The organism is Arthrobacter sp. 10N418 (assembly GCF_056394725.1).
The window spans coordinates 1-19,885 of sequence record NZ_JBFTIK010000009.1 but is presented as its reverse complement, the minus strand read 5'-3'; the positions used below and the strand labels follow the sequence as shown (position 1 = coordinate 19,885).

Below are 19,885 nucleotides of genomic sequence, written 5' to 3'. Positions count from 1 at the left end.
GCTATGCTCCTGCCTGTTCGCCGGCCGGGACTCCGGTGCCGGACGCGGACACTGTGATGGTCCGCTTTTCGATGCGTTTCTCGCCCTGCGGGGCGAGGACAACCCGCTGGACGAAGATGCCGGGGACGTGGACATGTTGCGGATCCAGTTCGCCCGGTTCCACGAGTTCCTCGATCTCTGCAATGGTGATCTTCCCGGCCATGGCGCACAGCGGGTTGAAGTTCATCGCGGTGGCGTGGAAGACGAGGTTTCCGTGGCGGTCACCCTTCCAGGCGTGGACCAGGCCGAAGTCCGGTGTCAGGGATTCCTCGAGGACGTAGTCGGCGCCTTTGAAGGTGCGGACTTCCTTCGGCGCGGAGGCGATCGCGACGTTGCCCGCAGCGTCGTACTTCTGTGGCAGGCCGCCGTCGGAGACCTGGGTGCCGACGCCGGCCGGCGTGAAGAACGCCGGGATGCCCGCCCCGCCGGCACGCAGCTTTTCCGCCAGCGTGCCCTGCGGGGTGAGGACCACTTCGAGTTCGCCGGCGAGGTACTGCCGGGCGAACTCCTTGTTCTCCCCCACGTAAGAGCTGATGGTGCGCCGTATCCGGCCGTCCTTCAGCAGGATCCCCAGCCCCCAGTCGTCGACGCCGCAGTTGTTGCTGACGGTTTCCAGGTCCTTGGTGCCGTGCTCGTGCAGGGCATCGATCAGGGCCACGGGAATGCCGCAAAGCCCGAACCCGCCGACGGCGAGGGAGGCGCCGTCGGGAATGTCCGCCACCGCCTCGGCAGCGCTGGCAACAACCTTGTTAATCATCGTCGATCCTTCCGCCCGGCTACAGTCCCAGTTCGCGGGCGATCAGCATCAGCTGGACCTCCGTGGTGCCCTCGCCGACTTCAAGGATCTTGGAGTCGCGGTAGTGGCGCGCCACAGTGAAATCGTTGATGAAGCCATAGCCGCCGAACACCTGGGTGGCGTCCCGCGCGTTGTCCATGGCTGCCTCGCCTGCGACCATCTTAGCGATGGCCGCTTCGGTCTTGAACGGCTTTCCGGCGAGCATCCTGGCGGCCGCGTCGTAGTACGCCAGGCGGGCCGTGTGGGCGCGGGCCTGCATGCGGGCGATCTTGAACGCGATGGCCTGGTACTTGCCGATGTTCTGCCCGAACGCGCTGCGTTCCTTGGCGTATTTCACCGACTGGTCCACGCACCCCTGGGCCGCGCCGACAGCCAGGGCTGCGATCGCGATGCGGCCCTCATCGAGGATGGAGAGGAAGTTGGCGTAGCCGCGGCCCTGGGTGCCGAGCAGGTTGGCTTCGGGGACGCGGACGTTGTCCAGGGTCAGGGGGTGGGTGTCCGAGGCATTCCAGCCGACCTTGTTGTAGGCCTTCTCCGCCTTGAAGCCCGGGGTGTTGGTGGGCACCAGGATGGTGGAGATTTCCTTCTTGATGCTGCCGTCCGGGCGTTCCTGCTGGCCGGTCACGGCCGTGACCGTGACAAGGCGGGTGATGTCCGTGCCGGAGTTGGTGATGAACTCCTTGTTGCCGTTGATGATCCACTCCCCGCCCTCAACCCGGGCCGTAGTCTTGGTGCCGCCGGCGTCCGAGCCCGCTTCCGGCTCCGTCAGGCCAAAGCCGGCGAGCGCCTTGCCGGAAGCCAGCAGAGGCAGCCACTCCTGCTTCTGGGCCTCGTTGCCGAAACGGTGGATCGGCATGGCGCCGAGCGAGACGCCGGCTTCGAGGGTGATGGCGACGGACTGGTCCACACGGCCGAGTTGTTCGAGCGAGAGTGCCAAGGCGAAGTAGTCTCCGCCCATGCCGCCGAACTCTTCCGGGAACGGCAGTCCGAAGAGGCCCATGTCCGCCATCTGCGAGACGACTTCGTAGGGGAAACTGTGTTCCGCATCGTGCTTGGCCGAGACCGGTGCCACCACTTGATCGGCGAATTCGCGGACGGTGTCGCTAAGCTCCTGGTATTCCTCGCTGAGTTCAAAACTTGCCATGGGGATGACTCCTTTGTCTGTGCTGCGTCTGTTGTCTGTTGCTGAAGCTGGGTTGTTAGTCCGCCGCGCCCATGGCGATGACGGCTTCCTCGATGGTGTCCTCGGCCTTGGACGGTTCCGCGGCGTGGATCGTGGCGAGTACCTGGTCCGCCTTCACGAGGTCCCCGGACGTGATGCTGATGTGGACGGTGCCGTCCAGGGGCGCCAGAAGCTGGTGCTCCATCTTCATGGCCTCCACGGAAAGCAGCACCTGTCCGGCCTCCACGGTGTCGCCGTTGCTGACGGAGACGGACACCACGGTGCCGGGCATCGGCGAGCGCACCGCCGGATCAGCGGCGCCTTCCTCGCGTTCCATGGCGGCGAGCGCCCGGGCCAGCCTCGACTCGCGGCTGAGTACCTCGAGGCGGCATGACCAGCCTTCGTTGCCCAGGAAGAGCCCGGCGGGTTCGCCCGGCGTCGGGATGTCCGGGCCCGGTGCGGCGGGATCGGCATGGACCGGGGCAAACGCGTAGCCCTTCAACTCCCCGTCCAGGGTGACCTCGGCGCGGTGATCGCGGGAGAAGTCCGCCGAGGCGCTCCGCCACGGCCCGCCGTCCACGGAAACGGCCGTGCCGCCTGTTGCCGCGCTGCGCAGCGCCACCGTGGCAATGCCGCCGTCGGACGTTCCCAGGCTGATTCGGCGCGGTGCATGCTCGCCGGGCCGCCAGCCGTCCTTGCGCTGCCACGGTCCCGGCGCGGGGTTGAGCCCGTCCTGCTCCCCTTCCCGGGCTGCCGCGAACAGTGCGGCAGCGACGAGTTCGAAGTCGGCCACCCGGCGGAAGGTGAAGTCCGGCATCCTGCGTTCGATCAGACCGGTGTCGAGGCGTCCGGCGCGGACGTCGGCGTCGTTGATCAGGAGGCGGAGGTATTCGACGTTGGTGTCAACGCCCAGGGCGGTGTACCCGGCGAGCGCCTCATCGAGCGTGTCCAGGGCCGCGGTGCGGTCCTGGCCCCAAGCGATGACCTTGGCGATCATGGGATCGTAGCTGGAGGAGATCTCAAGGCCCTCGACCAGGGCAGAGTCCACCCGGACGCGGTCGGCTGAGTCAGCGGGCACTTCGTCCAGCAACACGACCCTTCCGGTCGAGGGCAGGAAGTTCTTCTCCGGAACTTCGGCATACACCCGGGCCTCCACCGAGTACCCGGTGAGCACGACGTCGTCCTGGGTCACAGTGAGTTCCTCGCCGGCGGCGATCCGCACCTGCCATTCGACGAGGTCGACGCCGGTGACCATCTCGGTGACGGGGTGTTCGACCTGTAGGCGGGTGTTCATTTCCATGAAGAAGAACTCGTCTGGCGCAGTGTCCGAGACCAGGAACTCCACGGTGCCGGCGCCGCTATAGTTGACGCTGCGGGCGGCGTTGCAGGCGGCCTCGCCGATCCGCGCACGGACGCTGTCGCCGTCGGGCAGGGATTCCAGCAGCGGGGACGGCGCTTCCTCGATGACTTTCTGGTGGCGGCGCTGCAGCGAGCATTCGCGTTCGCCGAGGTGGATGACGTTGCCGTGGTTGTCGGCCAGGACCTGGACCTCGATGTGCCGCGGGGTGAGCACAAGCCGTTCCAGGAAGAGGGTGTCGTCGCCGAAGGCACTCGCGGCGACGCGGCGGGCGGTGGCCAGGGTGGCCTCCAGCTCCTCCGGGCGGTCCACGACGTGCATGCCCTTGCCGCCGCCCCCGGCGGAGGGCTTGATCAGCAGCGGGAACCCGACGCCGGCCGAGGCCTCGATGAGCTGCGCGTCCGTCATGCCGGGCTCGGCGATGCCGGGGACGACCGGGACCCCGTACCCGGTGACGTGGTTCTTGGAGCGGATCTTGTCGCCCATGACGTTCAGGGATTCGACGCCGGGGCCGATGAACGTGATCCCGGCCCTCTCCAGGGCGCGGGCGAAGTCGACGTTTTCGCTGAGGAAGCCGTAGCCCGGGTGCACGGCCTCGGCGCCGGTGTCCTGGCAGGCCTGGATGATCGCCTCGATTTTGAGGTAGCTCTCGGTGGCGGCGGCCGGTCCGATCCGGACGGCGACGTCGGCCTCGCGCACGTGGCGGGCGCCGGCGTCGGCGTCGGAATAGACGGCGACCGAGCGGATGCCCAGCGCCCGCAGGGTGCGGATGACCCGGCAGGCGATCTCGCCGCGGTTGGCCACCAGGACGGTGCCGAACAGTGGCGTGCTGCCCTGCGGTTTCGGGGAAGGAATGGTCATTGCTGGCTCACATCCGGAACAGGCCGAAGGAGGACTCCGGCAGCGGGGTGCGGGAGACGACGTCGAGCGCCAGTCCCAGGACGGTGCGGGTGTCCGCGGGGTCGATCACACCGTCATCCCACAGGCGGGCGGTGGAGTAGTAGGGGCTGCCCTGGTCCTCGTACTGGGCCTTGATCGGGGCCTTGAACGCTTCTTCGTCCTCGGCGGACCACTCTTCGCCGCGGGCCTCGTACTGGTCCCGCTTCACGGTGGCCAGCACGCTGGAGGCCTGGTTGCCGCCCATGACCGAGATCCGGGAGGCCGGCCACATCCACAGGAAGCGCGGCGAGTAGGCCCGTCCGCACATGGAGTAGTTGCCTGCGCCGAAGGAGCCGCCGATCACGACAGTCAGCTTGGGGACCCGGGCGGTGGCGACGGCGGTGACCATCTTGGCGCCGTTTTTGGCGATGCCGCCCTGCTCGTAGTCCTTGCCGACCATGAAGCCGGAAAGGTTCTGCAGGAAGATCAGCGGGATGCCGCGCTGGTCGCAGAGTTCGATGAAGTGCGCGCCCTTGAGCGAGGACTCGCTGAAGAGCACGCCGTTGTTTGCGACGATGCCCACCGGGTGGCCGTGCAGCCTGGCGAAGCCGGTGACCAGGGTGGTGCCGTAATTCTTTTTGAACTCGTGGAACTTGCTGCCGTCTACGAGCCGGGCGATCACCTCGCGGACGTCGTACTGGGCGTTGACGTCGGTGGGGACGGCACCGTAGAGCTCCCCCGGATCCGCGAGGGGTTCGACGGCGGTGTCCACGTCCCAGACGGGGGCGGCAGGCCGCGGCAGTGTGGCCACGATGTCGCGGACGATCTGGAGGGCATGCTCATCGTTTTCGGCCAGGTGGTCCGTGACGCCGGAGATCTTCGAGTGCACGTCGCCGCCGCCGAGCTCCTCGGCCGTTACGATCTCGCCGATGGCGGCCTTCACCAGCGGCGGGCCGCCCAGGAAGATGGTGCCCTGGTTGCGGACGATCACGGTCTCATCGCTCATGGCCGGCACGTAGGCGCCGCCGGCGGTGCAGGATCCCATGACAGAGGCGATCTGCGGGATGCGGGCCGCGGACATCCTGGCCTGGTTGAAGAAGATCCGGCCGAAGTGTTCCTTGTCCGGGAAGACCTCGTCCTGCTTGGGCAGGAACGCCCCTCCCGAGTCCACGAGGTAGATGCAGGGAAGCCGGTTTTCCAGCGCGATTTCCTGTGCCCTGAGGTGCTTCTTCACGGTCATGGGATAGTAGGTGCCGCCCTTGACGGTGGCGTCGTTGGAGATCACCAGGACCTGGCGGCCGTGCACGAGGCCGATGCCGGCAATGACCCCGGCGCCCGGGGAGTCGTCGTTGTACATACCGTTGGCGGCCAGCGGGGCAATTTCGAGGAAGGGGCTGCCGTCGTCCAGCAGCTGGTTGATGCGCTCGCGCGGGAGGAGCTTGCCCCGGGCCACGTGGCGTTCCCGCGATTTTTCCGGCCCGCCCAGGGCGGCGGCGGCGAGCCGTTCCTTCAGCTCGCGGGCCAGCCCCAGCTGGGCCTCGCGGTTCGCGGCAAAGGCGGCGCTGGTGGCGTCCACCCGGCTGGCGATTGTCTCCATTGACTGCTTCCGTTCCCTGACCTTGGTGCCGGAGCCCGCCCGGCGGGCCGCCCAGCCATTTCGGTTAGTACCGCATAACTGAGATTTAGGTTAGTCTCTATTAACTGTGATGTCCAACACAGGCGCGTCCTCCGCGGGCGTGGCGGCGGAACCGGAAGTGGCGGAATCCGCGGCGTGCAGGAAGCGTCCACGAGGAGATGTGCCGGTGACCGAACCCAGCCCGACCACCCAGTCCGATCCCCAATCGGGCACCCAGGCGGGCACCCAGCGGAGCCAGTCGGGCACCCAGCGGAGCCAGGCCAAGGAGAACCGGCGGCAGGCCCTTCTGGCCGCCGCCGCCACTCTCTTCGCCATTGAGGGCTTCAACCGCGTCTCCCTTGAGGACCTCGGCGCCGCCGCGGGCGTGAGCGGCCCGGCGGTCTACCGGCACTTTGCCGGCAAGCAGGCCGTCCTCGGAGCCTTGCTGCTGAGCGTCAGCGAGGACCTGCTCGACGGCGGCCGCAGGGTCGTGGCGGAGTCCGATGACGCCGCCGTCGCATTGTCGCACCTGGTGGCGTTCCATGTGGACTTCGCCCTGAGGAATCCCGACGTCATCCGCGTCCAGGACCAGGATTTCAGCAACCTGGCCGGCGAGGACCAGTCCGAGGTCCGCACCCTCCAGCGCAGCTATGTGGAGCTCTGGGTCGACGTCCTGGCCGGGCTGCACGAAGGGACCGAGGCAGCCGAACTGCGGATGCGGGCACACGCCACGTTCGGCCTGATCAACTCCACGCCGCACTCGGTGCGCGCCCACGGCCGCCGGCTGGCGATCAAACGTGCGCGCCCGCTGCTGGAGAGCATGGCGCTGGCTGCCCTAATGGCCCCGGCCGCGCCTTCCGCCTGACAGCATCCGTCCTGGCCGTCGACTGCCCGGTGCCCGCTGCCCGGTCATTCTGGGCTCACTCTCCGGGGGCACTTTGGCGCGGCGACGCCCTCGCCTGCGCCGCCGCCGTCGAAAATTATCGTCAAAGTGCCCCGCCACGGGGGCACCCCCACGAGGCGACCACGTAAGACAGCACGGCCAGGAACGAAGTCACCTCCGGCAGCCGACATCTGTCACCTCCTGGGTACCGGGCGTTTTCCGGCCGGGGCCGCCGCCCTTACCGCAGCGGCGCACAGCGGGGGCACTTTGGCCCGGACTCACCGCAGATTCGGGTGGCCAAGGCCGAATCCTCCTTCAAAGTGACCCCCGACTCCCGCAATCGCCCCGCGGGATGGCTGCACCCCACCTGTCGAAGAGGAGTCCGGTCATGGACGTGAATGTACCCTTTAGCCCCCGTTACCGGTTAGATTCCAACATCCGATTTTAAGGTCCTCAACTGGGCAGGCCGGCCGAAAACTCGCTACATCCTGTCCCTTTGAGGGATGCCGCTGCAGGACACCTCGAGTCAGGCAACGACTCAGGCGGAGAGCCGAAAAGTCGAGGGTAAACTCACGAATCTTTCCCAAGGGCACGGCTCGTTGACGATGTGAAGTGAAGCCGGGCTCAGCAGTGAAAACCAGAGACAACCGGCAGCGTGGCTAGCTAACGAGCTGCTGGATCGCGCCGGGAATGAACATCAGCGTATTGATCAACGCGAACGTGGCGATGCCGCAACCGATGGCCAGGGCCGCGATAGCCAGACCGCGGCCGCGGTCTCCCTTCAATCCGATCTGACTGAGTGCCATATGTCCGGCCCCCACCGCGAAGACGGCGACGACGGCAGTGCCAAAAATCCAGACGCCGGAAGCGGCGATCAACGCGAGGATGATGGCTGCGACGGAAAGCCTGTTCAATCGATTAGTCGATGTTTTTGCCGGAACTATTGGCATACTTATTGCGGCTCCCCCAACCTAGCCGTTCACAAGAGTCTAGCTTTGCGCTCCAGTACCGTGAAGGAGTTCGAACCGACGCTGCCCGCAAGCCGATCGGCTACCGGACGCCAACGGAGATTGTCCGTTCAGGGAACCGCAGCCGGACGCAATGCCGAATGACCTCCGTCGTGCAAGAATCGCCGCATGGATGAGGATGGGCAGCGGACCCGGGACCAATTGATGGTCGTCGATGCCCTTGTGCGGGCGATAGACCGGCGTGACGAGGTCTTTCAGGTGATTGAGGATTCAGAGGACGAGGACGAAGCAATCCGTCGGGTTGGTCAGCTGTTGGGTGTGGACGAATTGGGCAGCCGGGTAGTCCTCGCCCTGCAGTTAAGAAGACTCACGCGAGACCAGCGTCAGGCTCTCGCTTCCGAGGCAAAGGAACTCCGATCAAGGTTGCCGGATGGCCGCTGAGGACTTCGTGTTCTCCGTCGATTACTGGTTCTGCCCGCGCCAAGCTACTAAGTAGCGGCTGCTCACCTTCGTGCCCGCGCCCTTTCACGACTCGGGCTCGCAATCCCTTTTCCCTGTGGGGCCTGCCGTCAGAAGCGCCCCCTGCAGTTGCCTGCTTGAATCTTCGCGGCGATTCTCTGCCTCCATCCTCGTCCCGTGTGCCGATCCCCTACCGGGCGCGAAGCAGGAGGTGCTAGTGGCCAGGCTCGGAGGCAGCTATTCGGGTACGTCCTGGAAGTATTGCGCGACGTCGTAGTTGCCAATGAGCCTTGCTAAGCCGACCGGCGTCTGCCCGCTTGCGTTGACGTGCAGCGGGTCAGCAGCATGGGAGCGGAGCAGCCCGATCAGCTCGCCCCGACCTTTGGAATTGAAGACGGCGACCCAAAGTGGTGTGTTGCCGAAGTCGTTTTCCGCGTCGACCCGTGCTCCTGCATCGATCAGGGAGGCAGCCGCCGTAGGGGGGAATTCCTGGGCTCCGAGATGAAGCGGTGTGAAGCCTTGGCGGTCCACCACGTCAGGCAATGCTCCCGCGGCAAGCAACCGTGCTATTGCCTCGGGATCATCTTCCAGTGCAGCGTAGTGGAGCGGAGAACGGCCGGCAGGGTCCATGCGTCGCTTCGGCTCGTTGTCCACGTTCATTCCTTGCTCTCGACTGCGCCAAGGCGGGTGCGCACTTCCGCCGGTCTGAAGTCATAACCGCTCGCCCGGGCACCTGTCCAATTGAGGCCCACGAGAATCCCGTCGCCCTCAAGGCCGTCGATCCAGCGGTGCGCCACACTTCGAAGGGGATGGCTATCGGTTCGAAGTCCTTGTAGTCGGGACCATTCGCGATAACCTGCTCTGCTCTGCTTCGAAGGGACCAGAACGGCATGCTGCGCTCACCATCTCCGTTGAGCGGGGCCGGGAGGCCACTTGAATCGCGGATCCCCCACACCTCACCGTTCTTGACGATCTCGTCGTAGAAGACGGCTGCATGCGCTGCACTGACACTCATTCCGACAGCCTATGACGCAAGGGCACGCCAGCAAGCAGCCCACGAAACCCTCGTGGGCGCCTGACCGTGGATAGGTCGTTTCAAATGCGCCCAATACGGAGAAAATTGACGATCATTGACTTCATGGGATCATTTACGATCACGAGCCCCCCGCTGTCGATCGCACGCGAACTTTGGCGGCTGGGCGAGCCTGGTCTTGCCTCACGCGCCGTGCACTTGAGCGCCGAGCAGGCCGTGGACATCGGGATCAGGGCCGGTGACCTGGAACAATCCGGCCAAGCACGTGCTATCTGGCCCGACGGCCCGAGCGGCGTCTCTTCCTCGCTGTTGCTAGCAGCCGTTGAGTATCTCGAAGGTTCCATGCGCCCGTGCGCCAGACGCCGCCGCCTTCCCGAGAAGCATCTGCCAACGGACCTTCAAGCCAGCGAGCCGGTCCTCTGGGCCGCACTTTCTCCAGCAGCCGCGCAATGGATCGTCGACAACTCGAGACCCGACAGTAGTTTCCGCGCTGAGCACACCTCCCCCCAGGCGGCACCCGTGGCCGGCCATCCCAACCAATGCCGGTACATTGCAAGACCGGCAGACTGTTTAACAGCGACAGACGGTCGAGTCCATGGCAGGGCGGTCAGATGAGGAGATTGACGACGAACCGGATGCCGTAATCGAGGAGCCGCTCCGATGCCACATCAATGACTTCCTGAGCCTCTCCAGTGGGCGGGGTCGCGCAATCCAGTTGGATGCTCAGAGGATGTTCGGCCGTCTCCGGGTACGCGCGCAGCAAACCCCCATCGAGGACGAACATGGCGTAGTTGTTGATCTTCTCCCTCAGCTGCACGAGCTGAGGTGGGGCGTCTGACCATGGACGCACTTCGATCATGATGAGCTTGTACCCGTCATGTGAGGGATCGTGTGTCACGAGATCAATCACGTTCGGCTCCTGGACTCCGGCCAAGTCAGCGCTCCTATCGAGTGACGGTGGGAATGGTGTTGACGCACAATCATGGTCCGGCGAAGGATCCTCGAACGTTTTACTGCGGTGGTCCAAAATTGACGGGGCAGCGGATTTCCAGCGGGTATTGGGCGGCCTTCCGATCAGAGGGATTCGGTCTGTCCTGACTCCGCAAGGGTGATGCCGGCGACGGACCAGTTCTCGCGGGGGAGCTCGTGCAAGATCACCCGGATCGTGTCGGGACGGATTTCCATGACCTCGGCGTAAGTGGCCGTGAGCGCGGCCAGCAGCTGACGCTTCTTTTCAGTGGAGGAAGGGGATGCATTGAGAACCTGGATGAGCGGCATGCACAGATTGTGGCATCTTTCGCAGAGGGACGGGTGGACTCCGGCCGACCTGGTGCGTCTCGAAGTTAGCAAATCGCCTGTCGCTGGACGTCCTGGCCACAATGGACCCGCCCGTTAAGTCGTCCCGTTCAGGGTTTCCCTATCGGGCACTCGAGCAAAGAAGCCCGGATAGGTGACCACCAGCCCATGTTCATCGACCGTGACTGCCCGCTCGAAGTCGGAGTCCCGCGACTCATAGCGGTACTCATGGTCTGCTAGACGGGTGTAGCGCTGGGGGTCGGTTACTACCGTGAGGTCGGGCACCGCGACATATGCGGTCGTGATGTCGGCACTCTCACCGATGGCCAATTCGAGCCGCCGGATAGGCAGCGTGTTGCTCAGCGGTGAGATAGCAATATCCACTTCGCGGGCCATCTCGAGGTCTTGCCGCTCGCGGCCGTCCACCGTCCACACCGTGCCGTCAAACTCGATCCGCAGCGATCGAGAACCAAGCACGAGAGTTAGCGAACGGAACTGCCAGTGATCGTCAGCTATCAGGGTGTAAAGACATTCTCCGAAGGCTCCGTGAACGGTGCTCTCGACTTGGATGCCCTCCTCGGATTCGCTCACAGAGCACGTCTCCGTGCTGTCCGATTCAAGACCATCCCAGCTCAGCACGATCATGAATCTATGATGTCGCGCGAGTTGACTGTAGTCACGCTTCCCGCCTGCGCGCCAGTCATAAACCAGACGCAGCGAACCGGCCTACGACGCCGGCCACAAGGGGACTGCCCCCGGCTTGTTGACTCCTTAGCAGAAGGCGCTGGGTGACCGCAGAAAGAAGGCTCAGTGCCTTCGTCAGCGGCAAGCTCTCAGGTTCGCCGGCCATGCCCGCCCCCGCCTCGCCCAAGGTTTCGGCCCTCATGGGTCGACGCGTAGAGGATCAGGGCAGGCCTAATGCGGCTCGCAGCACTCACCGCGCCGGCCACAGTGCCCGGTGAAGGATCCTCCACAGCGCGTCGGGTCGCCAGGTCGCCGCGACCCGCTCGTCCGCCGGACCTGGAGCGTTTCCGATCCGCCAAATCAGTTTTCGCCGTTCCCAGAGTTTTTTAGGATTCTCGTTACAGTTTGTTGGCTGCCGGACATTAACAGGGCATGAGCTTGCAAACGACGGGGGAACGGGTGGATCTGGAGAGGGAGAAACGGTTCCTGGCCGCTCACACGGCGGCCCACGACCGTATCTACCGCTATTTTCGGCGCAGGACGGAGGGCGCCGCCACCGCGCAGGATCTGTGCGCTGAGGTTTTCAGGATTGTCTGGGAGAAGTCCGGACACGCCGATGACCTCTCGGTCATCGTCCTTTTCGGCGTGGCCAGGAACGTGCTCCGAAATCATGACAGGTCTCTATCCCGGTCGGCCGGACTCATCGGAGCTTTGCGCTTCGAGCGCGTCCATGGACCATCCGCCGGGGGATCCGCCGTCCGTGATGGCATCGACCGCCTGGCCTCAAAGGAGCGGGAGGTGTTACTGCTGACGTACTGGGACGGACTTACCGCCGTCGAAGTGTCCCATCTGCTCAACACATCGGCGGCTGCCGTGCGAATGCGCCTGCACCGGGCGCGCAAGGAACTAGGCCGAATACTTCAGCAGCAGACGGTGTCAGAAGGAGCAACAGAATGAGCCAGGACTACTCCGCGGCGGACCTCCTTTCAGCCGCCGATCCTGCGCTCACGATCACCGAGGAGGAACTTATCCGCAGCCGCCAGCGGTCTCTGTCGTTCGTCAATTCCGAGGTCACCCAGCTCGCCGTCGGCGGATCCGTCCACGACTTCCATCGCGCGCCGGCTAAACGCCATTGGGGGCGTTTCGCCGCTGCCGGGCTTGCGGCAGCGGCGGTCGCGGCCTGCGTACTCGTCGCCACGGGTTTGGTAACGAGCCCGGTCAACATGGCGGCGGCGCCGACCGTCGCTGGGGTCATCCCGACGGCGACACCGGCCGGCCCCGGGAAGTCTTCCCTGGCGGGGCCCACTGTTACCGATTCGTTTGGGAACGTGGATTACTACACCACGGTCTCCGGTGACACGTCTGCGGGAGTGGCTGCATCCTTCGGCATCTCCGAGGAGAAACTCGCTGAGTTCAACGGGCTTCAGCCCGGGAGCGCGCTGGCACCCAATACGAAGCTGCGACTGATCCCCGCCCCGGGTCCGATCACCGGGGCGAAGGGTGCGGCCGTCGTCGACGCCAGCGGCATCCCCCTCAGCTACGTGATTGAACCCAATGACACCCTCGACGGGATCAGGTACCGGTTCGGGCTCACCGGCGAGCAGTTGGCGGAAGCGAACAAGGTCCCGTACGTGTACGAGAAGGGCAACACCTACTTTGTCCGTGCCGGGAATCACATCCGGCTGCAGAAGAACCCGGTCGACAGCCGGGCGGGCGCGGGAGCAGCCGTGAACAATTCATACGGGCAAGCCATCTTCTATACCACCGTCGACGGCGACTCCTTCGACAGCCTCGGCTACAAATTCCGGTCCACCACGGACCAGCTGCTGCAGTACAACCCGTCCCTCACCACGGACCGGCCCATCCCCGCGGGGACCAGGGTCAGGCTCATGCCCGGCGAGCTCACGATTGACGGTGCCCGGGGCACCTTTACCGCCGACGCCGACGGGATCCCCCTGACCTACACCACGGCCCCCGGGGACACCGAGCGCCAGATCTCGTTCCGCTTCAGCGTGACAGACCTGGAATGGGCGAACCGCCCGCTCACCGGCACCGACCGCGTCTGGTACGCCTTCACCGACCTACCCGCCGGGGAACTCGCCCCGGGCCAGACCATCAGCGTCGCCCTGAACCAACCTCTCAACAAGTAGAGCAGTATCACCAGGGACGTCGTCTGAGCAGCCCGCGAAACCCTGCTCACCGGCACCTGACCGCGCCATATAACGCCGCCAAATACACGCCAGCGGGTCGTACGGCAATTGGCCGGCCGCGGAAACGCGGCGGTGTTGATTCGGAAATTGTAAGGACCGGCTTCCGGGTCCGGGACGAAGGAATCTCAATGATGTTGTCAACGGATTTTGGCGAGCCGCTGAGGTGTCCCGGCCGGTTCGCGGCCGGGACACCTCAGGAGCTTCTAGTCGGTCCAGCCGGGTAGGGCCTGCGGTCCTGCTCCGGGAGGCCGGCGGCCGTGGCGGAGAGGTTCTCCGGACCGTCCGACTGGCCGGACGCCCAGTGGAAGAACACCTCGGCCGTGATTGTTTCAAAGCACGCCTCCTGGGACCGGAATCAGTACGTCGCGGTGTCGCCCTCGACACAGGTTCCGTAGCCGAACAGCTCCCCGCTCCCGTCCCGGGTGCGGGCAACGGCGAAGATGATGTAGGGCCAGGATCCGGCATCCCAGCCTTCGCTGCCCCAGTTCGGCAGCACGGACCAGCCGGTGCCGTCGAGAGTGTCCATCCAGTCGTACCCGTCCCCTGCCCGGTCGTCCGCGGGCAGGACCGGGGCGGTGACCGGTTCCGCGGTGTCAGCGGTGACCGTGCGGGACATGATTCCTGCGTTCATGAGGTGAGGCTCCGTTTCGCTGCGGCGGGGCGGTTGCCCGGAGTACCGGATTCCCTCTCCCCACCATGTTTTGCCTGCTGGCGGAGCATCGCGTAGCTGTGCCCGACGGAACCGGGGCAACCCGAAGGGCGAGCGGCGGGTGGGTTGTGGGAGGAAATAAGCGCAGCGCCGACCCAAGGCGTCCGGTGCGCGGCCGTCCGAAGGACGGTTGAGCCGGTGGAGCGGGCACGTAGGATCCAACGGACAGCAGCAAAAAAGAAAGAAGAATGCTTGTGCTGCCCGAGCACAGCGAGGCCCTTTCTTGATGTGCTCGGGCGGTGGAGATGCGATGCAGGGGCGCCCTGGACGTCAGCGCCCTCGTGGCTCATTCTCGCAGGCGGTCAGACGCTTCATTTCCGTGGGATTCCCGTCCGGCTCGGCCCGCAGCGCAGTGGCCGCAGGCGGTTCATGGTTGCTTATCTACCGGCGTCTTATGTCGCCTGGCCGCGTTCGCGGCGGGATTCGTACATGAGGGGGACACGGGGTACTCACGCGATTTCGTCTCACGGAACCCATACCGCTGTACAGCTATGACCGCTGGGAAGGCGCCTTGATGGACAAGCGGCCAAAAAAACCTCCATCAATGCGTGAGACCACGTAAGGCCATCAAAGCGGGAACCCCTTCCAGTCCCCCATGGACGGGGTTCCTCGATGTGCCGGGCCATCCCGACCAGCCGCCCCTGAAATTACCAACCCCAGCCATCGACTGGATGTTCCGCAGTCCCGACCACTAGATATCGACCGGGCCGTCAGGGGTGTCATTCGCCGAAAAGGTGAGACTGAGCCGAGGTTGGGGGGGCAGCGTCAGCCTGGGCGTGCCGCCTCTGGGCGGCGGGTCGCCCGACGACGCACGGCCGGTAACGGTCCGACGGATTTTCCACCCGGGCACGGCATCTGTAAGCTCAATCACATCCACACGGGTGCCCCTGCAGGGGCTGAGATCGGGCTGAAGCAGTCTGCGACCGTTGAACCTGTCCGGGTCATGCCGGCGAAGGAAGTAGGAAAACACTGATGAGCTCCATGAATTCGCATTCGCTCGCTTATGTCCGCGACCCGGAAAACGGAATCGCGGTCCCGGTCACTACCATCGCGCTGGAAGATTCCCCCAACGGCGCCAAGAACCCGGATTTTACGGTCTATCGCACCGCCGGGCCCGGCAGCGACCCGGTGATCGGCCTGGAGCCGTTCCGGTCCGCATGGATAGAATCCCGGGGCGACACCGAGCCTTACGGCGGCCGGGAACGGAACCTGCTCGATGACGGTAAGTCCGCCGTCCGGCGGGGTGCCGCGTCCGCTGAATGGAAGGGGGCGCAGCCGGTGCCCCGCCGCGCCCTCGACGGTAAGACCGTCACCCAGATGCACTACGCCCGCCAGGGCATCATCACCCCCGAGATGCGGTTCGTGGCAGTGCGGGAAAACTGCGACGTTGAACTGGTCCGCAGCGAAGTCGCCGCCGGGCGGGCCATCATCCCCAACAACATCAATCACCCCGAGTCCGAACCGATGATCATCGGCAAGGCGTTCCTGGTGAAAATCAACGCGAACATCGGCAACTCGGCCGTGACAAGCTCCATTGCCGAGGAAGTGGACAAGCTCCAGTGGGCGGCCCGGTGGGGCGCCGACACTGTCATGGACCTCTCCACCGGGGACGACATCCACACCACCCGTGAATGGATCATCCGCAACTCCCCCGTCCCGATCGGCACGGTCCCGATCTACCAGGCGCTCGAGAAGGTCAACGGCGAGGCCAATGACCTGACCTGGGAGATCTACCGGGACACCGTGATCGAGCAGTGCGAGCAGGGCGTGGACTACATGACCGTCCACGCCGGCGTGCTGCTGCGCTACGTGCCCCTGACGGCCAACCGGGTCACCGGCATCGTCTCCCGCGGAGGGTCCATCATGGCCGGCTGGTGCCTGGCCCATCACCAGGAGAACTTCCTGTACACCCACTTCGACGAACTGTGCGAAATATTCGCCAAGTACGACGTCGCCTTTTCCCTCGGCGACGGCCTGCGGCCCGGCGCTACCGCGGACGCCAACGACGCCGCCCAGTTCGCCGAGCTGGATACCCTCGCCGAACTCACCAAGCGGGCATGGAAGTACGACGTGCAGGTCATGGTCGAAGGCCCCGGGCACATCCCCTTCCACCTCGTCCGGGAAAACGTCGAACGCCAGCAGGAACTGTGCGACGGAGCGCCCTTCTATACCCTCGGTCCGCTGGTGACCGACATTGCGCCTGGCTATGACCACATCACCTCTGCCATCGGCGCCACCGAGATCGCCCGGTACGGCACCGCGATGCTCTGCTATGTCACGCCCAAGGAACACCTCGGGCTGCCGAACAAGGACGACGTCAAAACCGGTGTCATCACGTACAAGATCGCCGCGCACGCCGCGGACCTGGCCAAGGGCCACCCGGGCGCCCACGAACGCGACGATGCCCTTTCCAAGGCACGCTTTGAGTTCCGCTGGCGTGACCAGTTCGCACTTTCCCTGGACCCGGAAACTGCCGAAGCATTCCACGACGAGACGTTGCCGGCCGAACCGGCCAAGACCGCGCACTTCTGCTCGATGTGCGGACCCAAGTTCTGCTCCATGCGGCTCTCCCAGGATATCCGCGACCAGTTCGGGGGCATGTCCGAACAGGAAGCCATCGCCGGGATGAACACTAAGTCCGCCGAATTCCGTGAATCCGGCGGCAAGGTCTACCTCCCCGAACCCGTCCGCCTCAACCCCTAAGAGCGCCCGGGCCTGCAGCCACCGCCGCAGGCCCGGGCACCGCCCCCCGCCACGAACACACCCTGGCTGAGGCCTCCACATTGGCAAGAAACAGCAGGGCAGTGGGAACCTTGCCACGTAAAGCGCCTCACGGTGGCCGGGCCGGATCGATTGCCTCACTCGTGCTCTGGTCATGAGTAGACGGCGCGAGCAAACGTCCTGCCCAGGGGCCGCACGGCCGTCGAGCCGGTAGCCCCGTCTGGCTGTGGCACTTCGAGTTGTACCCGTCAGTGCAGTTGGTGTCCTTGAGCCGCGGATGCTGCCAAAAGTGTCAATCCAAACGCACTCCGGGGCAACGTCCGCACCGGCGAACCACGCTGGATTTACCGCAGCCAACCAAGGTCGCGACAATGACACGGGACGCGCGCGACTGCACGACTTCCCCGAGAGAAGCAACATGAAATTAGCCCCCACGACGCGATTGGCAGCCCGAACGTCACCTCGATTCTCGCTGGCATCCCGGCCTCACCCGGACCATTCCCGCCGGACCCGTTCAGCGGGCCCGGCGGCCGGCAGGTGAACGCCCTAATGCTCCGGCACCGCGAGCTGACCCGAGTTCGTCCCCTCTCCGCACTGGCGCTGACATCGAGGATCACGAATGCCCTCCTGCGGAGCGGCGTAAATTCCGTTGGACAGCTGATCAGCCGGTCAAGGGAAGACCTCATGGCCGAGATTACCGGCCTCGGCGAAGGATCGTTGAAGCTCATCGAAGCGGCCGTCGCTCTGGAAAACCTCGCGCTCGCCCCAACGGAGACCCTGTCCTCCGCGTTCACCCGCACATCAACGAGCCGAGCCCGGAGCAGCGCCAAGAACAACCGCCATATCAAGAACCACAACACATGGGTAACTCCACTGATGCCAGCCCCTGCCCGTAACGAATCCCCCCACCCCGCGGACGATTTTCAGCGTCCTTCCGTGCCGATGACGCCCGCCGAAGGACCCGGCGGCCCATGAAATCGGACGTCCCCGTAAAGTTACTAGAGTGAGTAATGGAATCAGCCCGTCCGAAGCATGGCAGCGCCTGCGTGAAGGCAACACGCGTTTCGTCTCCGGGGACGCTCTGCATCCGAACCAGGACGCCTCCCGGCGCAGCGCGCTGGTGAACGCCCAAGACCCCTTCGCGGTCATATTCGGCTGCGCGGACTCCCGTCTGGCCGCGGAGATCATCTTCGATCTGGGTCTCGGCGACGCCTTCGTGGTCCGCACAGCAGGACACGTGATCGACGACGCCGTCCTCGGATCGCTCGAATACGGCGTTTCGGTGCTGAATATCCCGTTGATCGTCGTCCTTGGACATGATAACTGCGGTGCCGTCACGGCCACGAAAAACGCGGTGGAAACCGGGGAGATGCCCCCGGGCTTCATCCGCGACCTGGTTGAACGGATCACCCCGTCGGTGCTGACCTCGATGCGGGAGGACAAGACCGAGGTCAACGACATGGTCGTCGAACACGCCAAACAGACCGCGGCCCGGCTGCTGGAAAGCTCCCAGGTGATCTCCGCCGCAGTGGACGACTCCTCCACTGCAGTGATCAGCGTCGCGTACCGGCTCGGAGAGGGCCGGGCGGAACTCGTCTCAACACTTGGCACCCTCTAAAGCTGCGGAAGAACGGCAGCAATGCACTAAGGAACGCTGCCACAACCACGCCAATCGCTTCGGCAAGGCACATCTCCCGCTCTCACGACAGAGCCTGCTGTCTGGGAAGAGTCAGACAGCAGACCCCGCTGCCGGGACAGGCACAGGGGTGTAGACCCACGATAAGGAACCAGACACCCATGGTCAGTACTGACGGCACTTCCGCCACATTGCATCGCGAAGGCTTGTTGCGCCGCGGCCTGCGCCTTGAGTACGCAACCCTGGGCTGGAATGTGGCCGGTCTGGGAGTCCTGGCCGCTGCCGCCGTTCGGGCCGGGTCCCCGGCTCTGGCCGGGTTCGGCCTGGATTCCCTCATCGAGATTTTCGCCTCCCTAGTCGTGGTCTGGCAGCTCAAGGGCGTCCATAGGGAACGGGAGGCGCGGGCAATGCGGCTGATCGCGGCGGCCTTCGCGGTCCTGGCCGCCTACCTGGTGGTCCAGTTAGCCGTGGTGTTTGCCACCGGAGTCCGCCCCGCCACCTCAGGCCTGGGCATTCTCTGGACGGCTCTGACGTTCGCTGTCATGCTCGCCCTGGCCTGGGGCAAGATCCGCACCGGAAAGGCCCTGGGAAATCCGGTGCTCCGCGCGGAGGGGAAGGTGACCCTGGTCGATGCCTACCTCGCCGGCGCAGTCCTGGCCGGGCTGGTCATGAACGCCCTCCTGGGGTGGTGGTGGGCCGATCCGCTGGCCGGGCTGGTGATCATCTACTACGCCGCCCGCGAGGCACTCCACGCGTTCAGGCACACCGCCGAAGAAGTCGCGGCATGAACTTCTGGGACGGGGCGATCGCCGTCATCGCCGGGGTGGTCCTGATCTACGCGGTGCTGTTGGTCCTCCTGGCCCTCTACGCCCGTAAACACCCGGAAACGGTGGGCCTGAGGGAAGCCCTGCGGCTGCTGCCGGACCTGCTGGTCCTGCTGCGCCGGCTGACCGCGGACCGGACCCTGCCGCGCGGGATCCGTGTTCGCCTGGTCCTGTTGCTGGCCTACCTCGCCTCGCCCATTGATCTGGTCCCGGACTTCCTTCCGGTGATCGGCTACGCCGATGACGCCATCATCGTCGCGTTGGTCCTGCGCTCGGTCATCCGCACAGCGGGCCACGGACCCTTGGAACGGCACTGGCCCGGAACACCGGCCGGTCTGGCCCTGATCCAGCGGCTGGCCGGGACGGCGGCCTACGGTTCACCAGCGCCCTGAGCCGTCCGATGTCAGCGACCGGACAGGTAAGTGCCGACATCGGGAAGTCAGCGGATATCCCGCCAGTTTACGAGCCCCGTTACATTTATTGGGTCCCCGATCGCAGGGGACTTGGTCGCTGGACCCGGTATGACTTTCTCGCCCTGTCACTGATGATCCGGGGGGTGTTGTCGCCGGGTTCGGAGGCACTTGTTGACCGCTGATAGGGACACGGCCGGGCGG

At 65.2% G+C, this 19,885-nt stretch carries 20 protein-coding genes and 1 riboswitch; of the genes, 9 read left to right on the top strand and 11 right to left on the bottom strand.

Features of this window, described 5'->3' with window-relative positions; genetic code table 11:
* Nucleotide 1: 1 nt before the first annotated feature.
* The 4 genes from AC1DCZ_RS09095 to AC1DCZ_RS09080 are packed head-to-tail and all read right to left on the bottom strand — an operon-like array spanning nucleotide 2 to nucleotide 5,830.
* Entirely contained in the window at nucleotides 2-796 is a 795-nt protein-coding gene (locus AC1DCZ_RS09095) for a CoA transferase subunit A (protein WP_476974296.1), read from the bottom strand.
* Nucleotides 797-815: 19 nt separating this feature from the next.
* Nucleotides 816-1,979, bottom strand: a complete 1,164-nt coding sequence (locus AC1DCZ_RS09090; protein ID WP_476974295.1) for an acyl-CoA dehydrogenase family protein — start codon at nucleotides 1,977-1,979, stop codon at nucleotides 816-818.
* 55 nt (nucleotides 1,980-2,034) lie between these two features.
* A complete protein-coding gene (locus tag AC1DCZ_RS09085) occupies nucleotides 2,035-4,215 on the bottom strand; it encodes an acetyl/propionyl/methylcrotonyl-CoA carboxylase subunit alpha (protein WP_476974294.1) in 2,181 nt (726 codons plus the stop codon).
* Between the two features lie 7 nt (nucleotides 4,216-4,222).
* The gene (locus AC1DCZ_RS09080) at nucleotides 4,223-5,830 is read right to left on the bottom strand and encodes a carboxyl transferase domain-containing protein (protein ID WP_476974293.1); all 1,608 of its coding nucleotides are present in this window, start codon (nucleotides 5,828-5,830) and stop codon (nucleotides 4,223-4,225) included.
* 205 nt (nucleotides 5,831-6,035) lie between these two features.
* Between AC1DCZ_RS09080 and AC1DCZ_RS09075 the strand changes: the two genes are divergently transcribed.
* On the top strand, nucleotides 6,036-6,713 hold the full coding sequence (locus AC1DCZ_RS09075) for an SACE_7040 family transcriptional regulator (protein ID WP_476974292.1): 678 nt from the start codon (nucleotides 6,036-6,038) through the stop codon (nucleotides 6,711-6,713).
* A 677-nt stretch (nucleotides 6,714-7,390) separates the two neighbouring features.
* Here the strand turns inward: AC1DCZ_RS09075 and AC1DCZ_RS09070 are convergent.
* On the bottom strand, nucleotides 7,391-7,645 hold the full coding sequence (locus tag AC1DCZ_RS09070) for a hypothetical protein (protein WP_476974291.1): 255 nt from the start codon (nucleotides 7,643-7,645) through the stop codon (nucleotides 7,391-7,393).
* A 222-nt stretch (nucleotides 7,646-7,867) separates the two neighbouring features.
* On the opposite strand from AC1DCZ_RS09070, the gene AC1DCZ_RS09065 reads away from it, so the two are divergent.
* Nucleotides 7,868-8,140 (top strand): DNA gyrase subunit A, encoded by a 273-nt coding sequence (locus AC1DCZ_RS09065; protein WP_476974290.1) that lies wholly within the window; start codon nucleotides 7,868-7,870, stop codon nucleotides 8,138-8,140.
* A 255-nt stretch (nucleotides 8,141-8,395) separates the two neighbouring features.
* Here the strand turns inward: AC1DCZ_RS09065 and AC1DCZ_RS09060 are convergent, their stop codons facing one another.
* From AC1DCZ_RS09060 to AC1DCZ_RS09040, 5 genes are all read right to left on the bottom strand, one after another.
* A complete protein-coding gene (locus AC1DCZ_RS09060) occupies nucleotides 8,396-8,812 on the bottom strand; it encodes an ankyrin repeat domain-containing protein (RefSeq protein ID WP_476974289.1) in 417 nt (138 codons plus the stop codon).
* Nucleotides 8,739-9,173, bottom strand: a complete 435-nt coding sequence (locus tag AC1DCZ_RS09055; protein ID WP_476974288.1) for a DUF2750 domain-containing protein — start codon at nucleotides 9,171-9,173, stop codon at nucleotides 8,739-8,741. Before AC1DCZ_RS09055 ends, AC1DCZ_RS09060 begins: the two co-directional genes overlap by 74 nt.
* A gap of 625 nt (nucleotides 9,174-9,798) precedes the next feature.
* Nucleotides 9,799-10,125 (bottom strand): DUF6572 domain-containing protein, encoded by a 327-nt coding sequence (locus AC1DCZ_RS09050; protein WP_476974287.1) that lies wholly within the window; start codon nucleotides 10,123-10,125, stop codon nucleotides 9,799-9,801.
* Between the two features lie 140 nt (nucleotides 10,126-10,265).
* A complete protein-coding gene (locus AC1DCZ_RS09045) occupies nucleotides 10,266-10,469 on the bottom strand; it encodes a tautomerase family protein (protein ID WP_476974286.1) in 204 nt (67 codons plus the stop codon).
* A 114-nt stretch (nucleotides 10,470-10,583) separates the two neighbouring features.
* Nucleotides 10,584-11,132, bottom strand: coding sequence for a putative glycolipid-binding domain-containing protein (locus AC1DCZ_RS09040; RefSeq protein WP_476974285.1), 549 nt, complete (start codon nucleotides 11,130-11,132; stop codon nucleotides 10,584-10,586).
* A 471-nt stretch (nucleotides 11,133-11,603) separates the two neighbouring features.
* Here AC1DCZ_RS09040 and AC1DCZ_RS09035 point away from each other — a divergent pair, with 471 nt between their 5' ends.
* Together AC1DCZ_RS09035 and AC1DCZ_RS09030 are read left to right on the top strand one after the other, a co-directional pair.
* Nucleotides 11,604-12,128: an RNA polymerase sigma factor gene (locus AC1DCZ_RS09035; protein WP_476974284.1), complete on the top strand. Its 525-nt coding sequence runs from the start codon at nucleotides 11,604-11,606 to the stop codon at nucleotides 12,126-12,128.
* Nucleotides 12,125-13,321, top strand: a complete 1,197-nt coding sequence (locus tag AC1DCZ_RS09030; RefSeq protein ID WP_476974283.1) for a LysM peptidoglycan-binding domain-containing protein — start codon at nucleotides 12,125-12,127, stop codon at nucleotides 13,319-13,321. The genes AC1DCZ_RS09035 and AC1DCZ_RS09030 overlap by 4 nt, the downstream gene beginning before the upstream one ends.
* Nucleotides 13,322-13,736: 415 nt before the next feature.
* Here AC1DCZ_RS09030 and AC1DCZ_RS09025 read toward each other — a convergent pair whose 3' ends face one another.
* Complete coding sequence (locus tag AC1DCZ_RS09025; RefSeq protein WP_476974282.1) at nucleotides 13,737-14,012, bottom strand: hypothetical protein; 276 nt, start codon at nucleotides 14,010-14,012, stop codon at nucleotides 13,737-13,739.
* Nucleotides 14,013-14,957: 945 nt separating this feature from the next.
* A riboswitch (TPP riboswitch) is annotated at nucleotides 14,958-15,065 on the top strand.
* Here AC1DCZ_RS09025 and thiC point away from each other — a divergent pair.
* The 5 genes from thiC (at nucleotide 15,063) to AC1DCZ_RS09000 (ending at nucleotide 19,663) form a co-directional block, all read left to right on the top strand.
* Entirely contained in the window at nucleotides 15,063-16,793 is a 1,731-nt protein-coding gene (thiC, locus tag AC1DCZ_RS09020) for a phosphomethylpyrimidine synthase ThiC (RefSeq protein WP_476974281.1), read from the top strand. (Overlaps the previous riboswitch by 3 nt.)
* Nucleotides 16,794-17,360: 567 nt before the next feature.
* Entirely contained in the window at nucleotides 17,361-17,786 is a 426-nt protein-coding gene (locus tag AC1DCZ_RS09015; protein WP_476974280.1) for a DNA-directed RNA polymerase subunit alpha C-terminal domain-containing protein, read from the top strand.
* A gap of 28 nt (nucleotides 17,787-17,814) precedes the next feature.
* Complete coding sequence (locus AC1DCZ_RS09010) at nucleotides 17,815-18,429, top strand: carbonic anhydrase (RefSeq protein ID WP_476974279.1); 615 nt, start codon at nucleotides 17,815-17,817, stop codon at nucleotides 18,427-18,429.
* 179 nt (nucleotides 18,430-18,608) lie between these two features.
* Nucleotides 18,609-19,235, top strand: coding sequence for a cation efflux transmembrane domain-containing protein (locus tag AC1DCZ_RS09005; RefSeq protein ID WP_476974278.1), 627 nt, complete (start codon nucleotides 18,609-18,611; stop codon nucleotides 19,233-19,235).
* Nucleotides 19,232-19,663 (top strand): YkvA family protein, encoded by a 432-nt coding sequence (locus AC1DCZ_RS09000; protein ID WP_476974277.1) that lies wholly within the window; start codon nucleotides 19,232-19,234, stop codon nucleotides 19,661-19,663. The genes AC1DCZ_RS09005 and AC1DCZ_RS09000 overlap by 4 nt, the downstream gene beginning before the upstream one ends.
* Nucleotides 19,664-19,885 lie beyond the last annotated feature (222 nt).

Coding starts and splice junctions, on each gene's coding strand:
- AC1DCZ_RS09035 (WP_476974284.1), top strand. CDS start 11,604: ATGAGCTTGCAAACGACGGGGGAACGGGTGGATCTGGAGAGGGAGAAA.
- AC1DCZ_RS09055 (WP_476974288.1), bottom strand. CDS start 9,173: ATGAGTGTCAGTGCAGCGCATGCAGCCGTCTTCTACGACGAGATCGTC.
- AC1DCZ_RS09005 (WP_476974278.1), top strand. CDS start 18,609: ATGGTCAGTACTGACGGCACTTCCGCCACATTGCATCGCGAAGGCTTG.
- AC1DCZ_RS09030 (WP_476974283.1), top strand. CDS start 12,125: ATGAGCCAGGACTACTCCGCGGCGGACCTCCTTTCAGCCGCCGATCCT.
- AC1DCZ_RS09080 (WP_476974293.1), bottom strand. CDS start 5,830: ATGGAGACAATCGCCAGCCGGGTGGACGCCACCAGCGCCGCCTTTGCC.
- AC1DCZ_RS09040 (WP_476974285.1), bottom strand. CDS start 11,132: ATGATCGTGCTGAGCTGGGATGGTCTTGAATCGGACAGCACGGAGACG.
- AC1DCZ_RS09085 (WP_476974294.1), bottom strand. CDS start 4,215: ATGACCATTCCTTCCCCGAAACCGCAGGGCAGCACGCCACTGTTCGGC.
- AC1DCZ_RS09045 (WP_476974286.1), bottom strand. CDS start 10,469: ATGCCGCTCATCCAGGTTCTCAATGCATCCCCTTCCTCCACTGAAAAG.
- AC1DCZ_RS09025 (WP_476974282.1), bottom strand. CDS start 14,012: ATGAACGCAGGAATCATGTCCCGCACGGTCACCGCTGACACCGCGGAA.
- AC1DCZ_RS09090 (WP_476974295.1), bottom strand. CDS start 1,979: ATGGCAAGTTTTGAACTCAGCGAGGAATACCAGGAGCTTAGCGACACC.
- thiC (WP_476974281.1), top strand. CDS start 15,063: ATGAGCTCCATGAATTCGCATTCGCTCGCTTATGTCCGCGACCCGGAA.
- AC1DCZ_RS09000 (WP_476974277.1), top strand. CDS start 19,232: ATGAACTTCTGGGACGGGGCGATCGCCGTCATCGCCGGGGTGGTCCTG.
- AC1DCZ_RS09095 (WP_476974296.1), bottom strand. CDS start 796: ATGATTAACAAGGTTGTTGCCAGCGCTGCCGAGGCGGTGGCGGACATT.
- AC1DCZ_RS09015 (WP_476974280.1), top strand. CDS start 17,361: ATGCTCCGGCACCGCGAGCTGACCCGAGTTCGTCCCCTCTCCGCACTG.
- AC1DCZ_RS09065 (WP_476974290.1), top strand. CDS start 7,868: ATGGATGAGGATGGGCAGCGGACCCGGGACCAATTGATGGTCGTCGAT.